This is a genomic window from Enterobacter sp. MALB-1, assembly GCF_041021625.1.
Taxonomy (GTDB): domain Bacteria; phylum Pseudomonadota; class Gammaproteobacteria; order Enterobacterales; family Enterobacteriaceae; genus Enterobacter; species Enterobacter oligotrophicus.
In genome coordinates this window covers 16886-26016 of the sequence record NZ_JBDPJL010000003.1, presented here as the reverse complement: position 1 = coordinate 26016, position 9131 = coordinate 16886, and the positions used below count along the sequence as shown (strand labels likewise).

Below are 9131 nucleotides of genomic sequence, written 5' to 3'. Positions count from 1 at the left end.
AGAACTGCTCTTATTGCTAAGAGTAGTTCGATTCTCTGTAACAATGCTGGTATGATCCTTTCTGTTTCAAAAACATCAGAACACAGATTGAGTTCAGCATGGCTCATTGGTATATGAAATTTCCAAGTTATTCTTAAATCCCTTTAAAACTGTGAAGTAAATACACACTTGATTTGTATTCAAATTTCATAATTTATCCCAGATCGAAGGTAAGTGTTTTTTCCTCACATGCGCTAATGCGTCCTGAGGTTGTATGATCAGATCCACTCAGATATCGAGCAGCCCCAAAATCGCGTATCACATATCCTTAGTTTTCACGTTATTTATACCCAGTCTTCCAGCACCAGGTCCGGCACCCGCTCAAACTCCCTCACATTATTCGTCACCAGCACGGCGCCGGCCGCAATGGCGTGCCCGGCAATGGCCGTGTCGTTAGGGCCGATCGGCGTCCCGGCGAGGCGCAGCGCCACCTTAATATCCGTGGTGGCGTCCACCGCGGCGCGGTCCCAGGGCAGGATGGCATCGAGGCGGGCGCAGAACGCGTCAACCAGTTGCACGTGTCGGGGCGAGGCCTTCGGGCCGGTGGCACCGAAGCGCATTTCAGAATAAGTTATGGCCGAGACCACGATTCGATGGCCACGCAGCACCGCCTGCTCCAGGCGCTTCAGCACCGCTTCAGGCTGCTCGCGCATGATGAAAGAGCAGATGTTGGTGTCGAGCATATAGATCTTGTTCACAGGTTAAATCGTCCTTCGTCGCTGACAACGTCCTCGCGCTCCGCCATAAAGTCCGGGTCTGCTTTTTCCAACTGCGTGAACGAGCCCCAGGTCGGCCGGACGGGGCGCAGGATGATGCTGTCCCCCTCCCGGACGATCTCCAGCTCGCTCACCCCCTCAAAATCCAGATCGCGGGGCAGACGGATGGCACGGTTATTGCCGTTTCTAAAAATAGATACTGTTCGCATTTTTTCTCCCGCCCGTGTGGGCTACTGGCAAATGTCAAGCATATGTCAAGTATATGCTCTTTCCGGTTTTTTGTATAGGGTAAGCATATGCCGACCGCGACGATATGTATATGTCAGGCATATGGATATGTTTAGCCTATGTTTTGTTCTCTCTTATTTCGTGAAGATCCGAAAAAAGGTAGTTCCGGATCTTCTTCAGCCCCACCGGCGCGCTGCGGCGCAGAAACACAACATGTGCCACGCCGTCAGCTGCGTTTTCTTCTATATGTTGTGTTTACCCCCTTCCCCGTGACCCGTCGTGCAGGGGCAGATATTGCCGCTTTGTTTATTTCGTGTGCGTGGTACACTTCCGGAAACTGTTAAATACGCAAAAAATCGGATCACGTCGAAACGGCCATCCGGTAATTTAATGGAGTGGTTATAAGGCTGATTATTATCATTCTGATGATATTCACGAAATGAAAAAATAAGCAGAGCAATATTCAGGTGGGTGACTGATGCAGTCCTGTTCGCAGTCAGTTGTGCTGCACATCATAATTACTCTGAGTGACTATTGCATATGAATACACCATCACATGAAAGCGAGCGCGTTCCGGTTTCACTTGAAACCGTCTGGCGGGCGCTGACCGCCCTCGGTCATCAGCGGCTCTGGCTCCGCCCCCCTGAGGACCATGGCGTACACACCTGGCTGATTGTCACCTGGGACGGCCTGACGGTGGCTGAACGTATCCGGGCCTCCGGCTCCTGGTGGCTGACCGGGGATGCCTGCGCCATCTACACCAATCCGGAACGGATCGTCCCGGACGGGCTGGAAGAGCTCACCTGGCTGTCGGTGCAGCGGCGAATGAAGGACGGATTCTGAGAGCGGCCGGAGATAACGGCAGGGCGGGATTTCTAAGTAAAGGAGGGATTATGTGCGATTTATGCAGGGCGGACGGGAATTACTTCCATACGCCGGAATGCGTGTATGACCAGCTGGTCAGTGAGTACCCCGTTATGTGGCTGCGGGACTCGACCCGGATTGGCGCGTGCTACACGCTGCGTGAACTGCTGTCGCCGGAAGGGATGGTGCTGGCCATACAGAACGCGCCTCCCGTGACGGGATGGCGGCTGCGCATGCGGTATGACGAGGCCACAGACGAAGAAATCGACCCCCGGCGCGGGGACTGTATCGAGCTGCCCTCCAGGACGGACGCCCTGCTGGCCTTTGAGTCGTTCCGTGGTAGCGCGGCGTCAGTATGAACGGCGGGATTTTTCAGTAAGGGAACAAATATGGCTGACTGGTTTATTGCGACCGAAGGCGTGAAGGTGGTGAAGGACAGCGCCAGCCTGTGGCCGCAGATATTCACTGCCGGGGCTGCTTTCGGTGGTGTGTGGTACGGACAGTGGCTGATAACACAGCGGGAAGCAAAAGCGGCCTCAGGTAAACGTGATGAAGAACGTTTGTATATTTCCACGGAACTGGTTTTTTTGCTGGAGCAGTTTGCCGAAGGTTGTGCAAGGGTAGCTACAGACACAGGGCATAACGATGCGCAGGGTTTCACCCGATCAAATGTAACTACTCCTGATATTGACCTCTCGGTAGTGTCAGGAGACTGGAGGGTTCTGCCTCCACGTCTTATGTATGCCATTCGGGAAATCCCGATTCTGCAGAAAGGAGCTGACAGACTGATACTGGCTACCGAAGAGCACGATGATCCACCTGATTATTTCAGGACGTTCGAGGAACGCAGGTATCAGTACACCCGGCTGGGACTCAGGGCGATAATTCAGGCGCGTCGTCTGAGAAAAAATGCTGGTTTTCCTGCAACTCGTCTCGATGCCACTGAATGGTCTGCCCAGCCCGTGCTCTGGAATGTTTGGCGGCTGGAACGTAACAGACGTTCGGTTCAGGCAAGGCTGCGGCTTCAGACCATTGCGCAGATGAACATTGCTCTGAAGCAGAGCATTAAAAATAATAATCAGTCTGGGGGGAGTCGGTGAATTTACCTGCACATTTTTCCCGGGAGCCCTACTCTCAGTTACCGGTAGCCATCGACTATCCGGCAGCGCTGGCGCTTCGCCAGATGGCACTTGTTCAGGACGAACTGCCGAAATATTTGCTGGCGCCGGAAGTGAGTGCCCTGCTCCACTATGTACCCGATCTCCACCGCAAGATGTTGCTGGCAACCCTCTGGAATACCGGTGCGCGCATTAACGAGGCGCTGGCGCTGACCCGGAGTGATTTTTCCCTGGCGCGGCCCTACCCGTTCGTTCAGCTGGCCACCCTCAAGCAGCGGGCGGAGAAAGCGGCCCGAACGGCCGGCCGCTCGCCTGCCGGCAGTCAGGCGCATCGCCTGGTTCCGCTTTCCGATGCGAACTTTGTCAGCCAGCTGGAGATGATGGTGGCCACGCTGAAAATACCTCTTGAACGACGTAATAAGCGTACTGGAAGAACAGAAAAAGCACGCATCTGGGAGATCACCGACCGGACCGTCCGCACCTGGCTCAGCGAAGCGGTTGACGCGGCAGCGGCAGACGGGGTGACGTTCTCCGTACCGGTGACACCACACACATTCCGCCATTCCTACGCCATGCACATGCTGTACGCCGGCATTCCGCTGAAAGTGTTGCAGTCGCTGATGGGTCATAAGTCGATAAGCTCGACGGAGGTCTACACCAAAGTGTTTGCGCTCGATGTGGCGGCGCGTCATCGCGTTCAGTTCCAGATGCCCGGAGCGGATGCGGTGGCCATACTCAAAGGGAACATATAAATGGTCATTCTGTCCCCGGTCACTCAGGGCTGGTTACATGGCACGCGGCATGCCGCACAATCAGGCATTTTTAGTGGGTGAATACGGGTATACCCAAATGTGACAGGCTGGCGCGCCCACCAGGCTTGTCCAACCCTTCGTCTGCTCAGATGCAAGCTCTGAACAGACGAAGGGTTTCGGATACAGGTCAATAAAATAAATACGATCACCAGAAATATTTTCTGGACACTTTTTCCGATAGTGCCGAAATGTCCACTATCGATACCATTTTTTTGTACATTCCAGGTGTAGGGTTGACGTCTCGCGGAGCGAGGCACTGAGTGAACTAGACAGAATTACCGGACTGTCCAGTCTGTTATGCTTCTGAGACTACCCATCATTTTGCCCCATCGTAATCATTTCCACCGGTGGCGATGCTGAGAATCTAGTCATTAGCCATCAGCAATCTTGCAGCATGATTTTTCTATTGCAATCTAGCTGCAAGATGCTAGGTTGGTGCTCAGAAACAAGTCTTCAAATGCAGACTTTATATATTATATGCTGCAATCTTGCAGCTAGATAAGGGGACTTTATGGCCTGGATAGTTGGATTTATATCGCAGAAAGGTGGCGTCGGTAAGAGCACAGAGTCAAGGGCACTGGCTCGAGAAGCTACTTCCTGTGGTATCAAAACAAAACTCGCAGATCTCGACCTTGAGCAAGGAACGAGCTCTGATTGGCATCGTCGGCGCTTAGCAGCTGGTTTGCCCCCTGCTGCCTCTGTCGAGTTATTCGCTACAGCAAAACAAGCTATAGATTCAACTGGCGATGCAGAACTCCTGATCTTAGACGGACCTGCACGTGCCAGTAAGGGGACTCTAGAAATCGCTAAGGTGGCCGATCTCGTAGTTCAGCCGACTGGAGCTTCACTTGATGACCTAATCCCTGCAATCAAGGTCTTTAACGCACTGGTAAAAGATGGAATTCCGCGATCCAGGCTGGTTTTTTCATTAAGCAGAGTCGGAACTGAGGCTGAAGAAGCTGATGCTCGTGCTTATATTAGCGAGGCTGGCTATGAAACGCTTGCTGGTTGTTTATTCGAGAAACCGGCTTACAGAAAGGCCATGAATTCTGGTTTAGCTGTGACTGAAACACGCTACAAGGGACTGAACGAAAGAGCCGACGAGCTTATCCAGGCCCTGATCGATAAAATTGGAGAAGAGTAATGGCTGATGCATCAAAACTCAAAAAGAGATCGCGAAATAGTTTGGGGGCTCCTCCAGGGCCGGACGAAGTTGCTACCAGTCTGAATTCGCCGGAAATAGCTCCAGCAGCTGAAACCGCAGATGTTGCCCCCGAGTCAATACCGAGGAACATAACCGTTCCCTCAATGTCTGCGCCTCAAGGTGCTGATGAGCAAAGTTCGCCTGCTCTAAAGCAAAGTATGTCGTATGTACGCCGTGACGGTCGTTCAGCAAGAAAGACTAACCGGATTATTGCGTTTGCGACCAGGGTAACTCCTGAATTCGACAACGAGATTCGCGATATAGCGGAACATGAAGGTATAAAACTGGTTGAAGTGCTTGAAAACGCTCTGGCAGCCTACAAGCAGATGAAAGGTTACTGAATCTGATAGCGGCAAGATTGCTGCTATTTTTTTTCTTGTTAATCTTGCTGCAATCTGTCTTATATCTTGTTGCTATATACTTTCCTGTATTGCAGCAAGATAACTGCAATCTATCTGATAGATTACTTTCGGTAAAAGTAGTATGATGCCCAAACTGAGTATTAACTAGCAGATCCGTAAGTCTCAAATTGAGTATTAACTCTTGTTTGGGAGCCTTCGGGCGGGAAAATTCAAAAATTCGATTGAGTGAGTTACTCAGTCTGAGTGTCAATGGAGATGGTATGAATATTTTCTGTGATGATGGTTCAACAGCCGTAAAACTTGCCTGGTATGATAACGATAAATTGCATATGTCTTTGTCATCTAACTCTTTTAGAACTGGCTGGAAGGTTGAGGGGATGGGGATGCGACAGACCTTTAACTATGAGTTAGACGGCAAGAAGTACACATATGACGAAGTTAGCAATGAATCCATCCGTACTACTCATATTGAGTATCAATATACCGACCTAAACGTCCTGGCTGTCCACCATGCTCTCCTTAATAGTGGTTTGAAGCCGCAGACGGTATCTCTGACAGTAACTCTCCCTATAAGTGAGTACTATACGAAAGAGTGTCAGAAGAACGAGCTGAACATACAACGTAAGATTGCCAATTTGATGCGCAAGGTAAAGTTGAACAAGGGCGAGGTGTTTACTATTGAACACGTTGAAGTTATGCCAGAGTCTCTGCCTGCTGTATTTGCGCGTTTGGTAAAAGACAATGTCGGCCAGTATGAAAAGTCTCTGGTGATCGACCTCGGCGGCACGACTCTTGACGTTGGTGTTATCGTTGGTCAATTCGACTCTGTCAGCGCAATACATGGTAACTCTGATATTGGCGTATCGCTGGTAACGAATGCTGCACTCACGGCTTTAAAAATGGCGTCCAGCAACACAAGTGCAATGGTTGCTGATGAACTCATCAAACAGCGCAATAACCCTGACTTTGTCCGTCAGGTCATAAATGATGAAAACAAGACGGCATTAGTGCTGGACACAATCGAGAGCGCAATCGCTACTTTGAGCGCACAGGTTGTCGATGACCTGGCAGGCTTCCGGGATGTGAACCGGGTATATATCGTTGGGGGTGGCGCGCCACTGATAGAGGATGCTGTTAAAACTGCATGGCATCACCTGGGCTCAAAAGTTGTAATGATGGACTCTCCTCAAACATCCCTTGTGGAATCCATTGCGGCATTTAAAGGGGAGTAGAATTGTGAGCGAGGAACGGAAGAAGTTTACAGTTTATCTTCATCCGGACCAGGTGGCAGACAAAACGTCCCTGGATATTATCGACTCTGTGCCGCGGAATGAAAGAGGGGAACTGTATCGGAGAGCGCTTATCTCTGGATTAGCCCTTCATAAGCTTGATCCGCGACTTCCTGGTTTGCTTTCACTGATGCTTGATAGCCATTTCACTGCGGAAAGTTTGGTTGGTTTACTCAGCCAGACAACAGGATGGAAACCATCTCAGGCAAGAATCCGGGATGTTCTGGAGGTACTCGGAGTAGGGCAGTTTACACCAGTAACTGTGCCAGAGAGCGTCAAAGATGATGAGCAACTAAGGATGGAAGAGGCCCGGTTAAAAATGAAAAAACTATTCTGACTCTTAAACTATCGCATTGTATTTAGCATATGCGCTTTGACTGATCCCCGCCCTGAAGGACGGGGCTTTACGGCACACCGGGTAAAGCCTCGCCGCTTACGGCGGGGAATCGTCACATTCTTTCACTATGCCGTGCCCTTTAAACCAGGCCACTACTGGATCTTTCTCGAAAGTATTGTTCAGCTGATCCTGGCGACGGGGATGTCACCCCAGCGTGTAGTATATGCTGGGGAAAGCATTTCTCTTTTCATTTGCCAGTCAGGCGTGATACCTCGTCCCGCAAACCACACTTTCCCCAGCCCTGAATGGTTAATACCGTCCACGACTTTCATCAGGGCTTCGCTGTTTTCCCGTGGCCGTGCGTCATCGAACAGGCTCAGTTGCGTAACGCCCACTGGCGTGAAGTCGTTCAGCATCACGCCTGCTTTGGCATAACGATGACCCGGAACCCAGATACGGTTCAGCGCCCGCACGGCGGCGGCGATGATATCCCGGGTATCCTTCGTCGGTACCACCAGGCTTTCGCTCGCCATATTGCTGTAATACGGCTCGTTCGCGGCAAACGGTGAGGTTTTCACAAACACCCCGATATGCCGACAGAACTGCCGCTCGCCGCGCAGCTTCTCAGCCGCCCGTTCTGCATAGCTGCAGACGGCCTCACGCAGCGCGAAGAAGTCCGAAACACGTTCGCCAAAGCTCCGGCTGCAGACAATCTGCTGTTTCGTCGGAGGCGCTTCTTCCAAGCTGATGCAGCTTTCGCCCTGAAGCTCCCTGACCGTCCTCTCCAGCACCACGCTGAAATGCTTCCGGATGAATGACGGGCTTGTCTGCGCCAGCTGCAGCGCGGTGCTTATCCCCATTATGTTCAGCTTACCTGATAATTTTCTGCCCACGCCCCAGACTTCTTCCACTGGCTGCAAGGCGAGCAGTTTTGCTGTCCGGCGTGGATTATCCGGGGTGATGGCCAGTACGCCACCGAACTGGCGCCACTGCTTTGACGCCCACTGCGCGCTTTTGGCCAGCGTTTTGGTCGGCCCCATGCCGACGCCGATGGTCAGGGCCGTATGGCGGTGAACATATTCGCGCAGCTGACGACCGAAGTCCTCAAACGTCACGCAGCTGTCGATGCCGGCGACGTCGAGAAACATCTCGTCGATGCTGTACTGCTCCACGCGGGGGGAGAGGGCCTCGAGGCAGCGCATAACCCTCTCCGACATCGAGTGGTACAGGGAATAATTGCTGGAGAACACCACCACGCCTGACTTCTCAGCCGTGGCCTTCAGCTTAAACCAGGGCTCCCCCATCGGGATATTGAGGGCTTTTGCCTCGGCGCGGCGCGCGATGACGCATCCGTCATTGTTGCTGAGCACAATGACCGGGCGGTCTTTAAGGTCGGGGCGGAACACCTTCTCACAGGAGGCGTAGAAACTGTTAACATCAGCCAGGGCAAACATCGTTCCCCCTTTTAAAGGCGCGCCCGGGTCCGGTGGATGAAGTGCGTCACCACCCCGAACAGGGTGAGGGTTTCCGGGTACAGCGTCGGGTAATCCGGGTTCATTGGCTCAAGCGCCGGGCGGGGTCGCAGCCTCAGACGTTTGACGGTAAACCCCCCGTCCATTTCCGCGATAACGATATCCCCTTCCTGTGCGGTTTCGGCGCGGTCGACAATCAGGATATCACCGTCGTGCAGCCCGATATCGCGCATGCTTTCTCCGCTGGCGCGCAGAAAGTAGGTGGCGGAAGGGTGCCGGATACACAGGGTGTTAAGGTCAAGCTCCTGCTCAACGTAATCCCCTGCCGGGCTTGGAAAGCCGGCCGGACACGCCTCGGAAAAAAGGGGAATGGCCAGCCGGGCTGGTGTCTGCGGATGCACCTGCAGCACGGTCGGTGAGAAGTGAGGCTCTGTACGCATTACAGAGGCAGCCAGCTGTCGTCGAGCCAGATAGCCTCCAGCGCTTCCATGACGTCAGCCTTCTCCCGGTCATTTCGGGCGCCGCTGACATCGAGGCTGCTCTGTGATCCCTTGCTGACGTTGAGCCACAGTGACGGGTAATGCGGCGTCAGGCGTCGCTCAATTTCCTGCTGCAGAGCGGCAAATGCCCCGGCGGGCATGGCCTTTACCTGTTCCGGAGAAAAACGTACTGAAACCTGTAGCATGATAT

13 protein-coding genes are annotated in these 9131 nt (G+C 52.7%); 8 read left to right on the top strand and 5 right to left on the bottom strand.

Annotated elements, in window-relative coordinates; all coding sequences use genetic code 11:
- Positions 1–323: 323 nt before the first annotated feature.
- Together ABGB15_RS22025 and vapB are read right to left on the bottom strand one after the other, a co-directional pair.
- Positions 324–737, bottom strand: a complete 414-nt coding sequence (locus tag ABGB15_RS22025) for a type II toxin-antitoxin system VapC family toxin (protein ID WP_369064372.1) — start codon at positions 735–737, stop codon at positions 324–326.
- Positions 734–964 carry a type II toxin-antitoxin system VapB family antitoxin gene (gene vapB, locus ABGB15_RS22020; RefSeq protein ID WP_369064371.1) on the bottom strand — a complete coding sequence of 77 codons (231 nt, stop codon included), beginning with the start codon at positions 962–964 and terminating at the stop codon, positions 734–736. The genes ABGB15_RS22025 and vapB overlap by 4 nt, the downstream gene beginning before the upstream one ends.
- Before the next feature lie 559 nt (positions 965–1523).
- Between vapB and ABGB15_RS22015 the strand changes: the two genes are divergently transcribed.
- The 8 genes from ABGB15_RS22015 (at position 1524) to ABGB15_RS21980 (ending at position 6969) form a co-directional block, all read left to right on the top strand.
- Positions 1524–1826, top strand: coding sequence for a hypothetical protein (locus ABGB15_RS22015; protein ID WP_114455417.1), 303 nt, complete (start codon positions 1524–1526; stop codon positions 1824–1826).
- A 50-nt stretch (positions 1827–1876) separates the two neighbouring features.
- Entirely contained in the window at positions 1877–2206 is a 330-nt protein-coding gene (locus ABGB15_RS22010) for a hypothetical protein (RefSeq protein ID WP_311023284.1), read from the top strand.
- A gap of 30 nt (positions 2207–2236) precedes the next feature.
- Positions 2237–2947: a hypothetical protein gene (locus ABGB15_RS22005; protein ID WP_047732412.1), complete on the top strand. Its 711-nt coding sequence runs from the start codon at positions 2237–2239 to the stop codon at positions 2945–2947.
- A gap of 83 nt (positions 2948–3030) precedes the next feature.
- Positions 3031–3717: a site-specific integrase gene (locus ABGB15_RS22000; protein WP_369064395.1), complete on the top strand. Its 687-nt coding sequence runs from the start codon at positions 3031–3033 to the stop codon at positions 3715–3717.
- A 571-nt stretch (positions 3718–4288) separates the two neighbouring features.
- Positions 4289–4921, top strand: a complete 633-nt coding sequence (locus ABGB15_RS21995; RefSeq protein ID WP_103142655.1) for a ParA family protein — start codon at positions 4289–4291, stop codon at positions 4919–4921.
- Positions 4921–5322 carry a hypothetical protein gene (locus ABGB15_RS21990; RefSeq protein ID WP_103142656.1) on the top strand — a complete coding sequence of 134 codons (402 nt, stop codon included), beginning with the start codon at positions 4921–4923 and terminating at the stop codon, positions 5320–5322. Before ABGB15_RS21995 ends, ABGB15_RS21990 begins: the two co-directional genes overlap by 1 nt.
- A 281-nt stretch (positions 5323–5603) precedes the next feature.
- A complete protein-coding gene (gene parM / locus ABGB15_RS21985) occupies positions 5604–6575 on the top strand; it encodes a plasmid segregation protein ParM domain-containing protein (RefSeq protein ID WP_200925829.1) in 972 nt (323 codons plus the stop codon).
- 4 nt (positions 6576–6579) lie between these two features.
- Complete coding sequence (locus tag ABGB15_RS21980; protein ID WP_127674663.1) at positions 6580–6969, top strand: plasmid partitioning/stability family protein; 390 nt, start codon at positions 6580–6582, stop codon at positions 6967–6969.
- A gap of 179 nt (positions 6970–7148) precedes the next feature.
- Here ABGB15_RS21980 and umuC read toward each other — a convergent pair whose 3' ends face one another.
- The 3 genes from umuC to ABGB15_RS21965 are packed head-to-tail and all read right to left on the bottom strand — an operon-like array spanning position 7149 to position 9126.
- Complete coding sequence (gene umuC, locus ABGB15_RS21975; RefSeq protein WP_369064370.1) at positions 7149–8423, bottom strand: translesion error-prone DNA polymerase V subunit UmuC; 1275 nt, start codon at positions 8421–8423, stop codon at positions 7149–7151.
- An 11-nt stretch (positions 8424–8434) separates the two neighbouring features.
- Positions 8435–8881: a translesion error-prone DNA polymerase V autoproteolytic subunit gene (gene umuD / locus ABGB15_RS21970; RefSeq protein WP_369064369.1), complete on the bottom strand. Its 447-nt coding sequence runs from the start codon at positions 8879–8881 to the stop codon at positions 8435–8437.
- Entirely contained in the window at positions 8881–9126 is a 246-nt protein-coding gene (locus ABGB15_RS21965; RefSeq protein ID WP_369064368.1) for a DinI-like family protein, read from the bottom strand. Before ABGB15_RS21965 ends, umuD begins: the two co-directional genes overlap by 1 nt.
- Positions 9127–9131: the final 5 nt, after the last annotated feature.

Excerpts from the sequence above, each read along its gene's own strand:
- ABGB15_RS22010 (WP_311023284.1), top strand. The coding sequence starts at position 1,877 with ATGTGCGATTTATGCAGGGCGGACGGGAATTACTTCCATACGCCGGAA.
- umuD (WP_369064369.1), bottom strand. The coding sequence starts at position 8,881 with ATGCGTACAGAGCCTCACTTCTCACCGACCGTGCTGCAGGTGCATCCG.
- vapB (WP_369064371.1), bottom strand. The coding sequence starts at position 964 with ATGCGAACAGTATCTATTTTTAGAAACGGCAATAACCGTGCCATCCGT.
- parM (WP_200925829.1), top strand. The coding sequence starts at position 5,604 with ATGAATATTTTCTGTGATGATGGTTCAACAGCCGTAAAACTTGCCTGG.
- ABGB15_RS21965 (WP_369064368.1), bottom strand. The coding sequence starts at position 9,126 with ATGCTACAGGTTTCAGTACGTTTTTCTCCGGAACAGGTAAAGGCCATG.
- umuC (WP_369064370.1), bottom strand. The coding sequence starts at position 8,423 with ATGTTTGCCCTGGCTGATGTTAACAGTTTCTACGCCTCCTGTGAGAAG.
- ABGB15_RS21990 (WP_103142656.1), top strand. The coding sequence starts at position 4,921 with ATGGCTGATGCATCAAAACTCAAAAAGAGATCGCGAAATAGTTTGGGG.
- ABGB15_RS22005 (WP_047732412.1), top strand. The coding sequence starts at position 2,237 with ATGGCTGACTGGTTTATTGCGACCGAAGGCGTGAAGGTGGTGAAGGAC.
- ABGB15_RS21995 (WP_103142655.1), top strand. The coding sequence starts at position 4,289 with ATGGCCTGGATAGTTGGATTTATATCGCAGAAAGGTGGCGTCGGTAAG.
- ABGB15_RS22000 (WP_369064395.1), top strand. The coding sequence starts at position 3,031 with ATGGCACTTGTTCAGGACGAACTGCCGAAATATTTGCTGGCGCCGGAA.
- ABGB15_RS22015 (WP_114455417.1), top strand. The coding sequence starts at position 1,524 with ATGAATACACCATCACATGAAAGCGAGCGCGTTCCGGTTTCACTTGAA.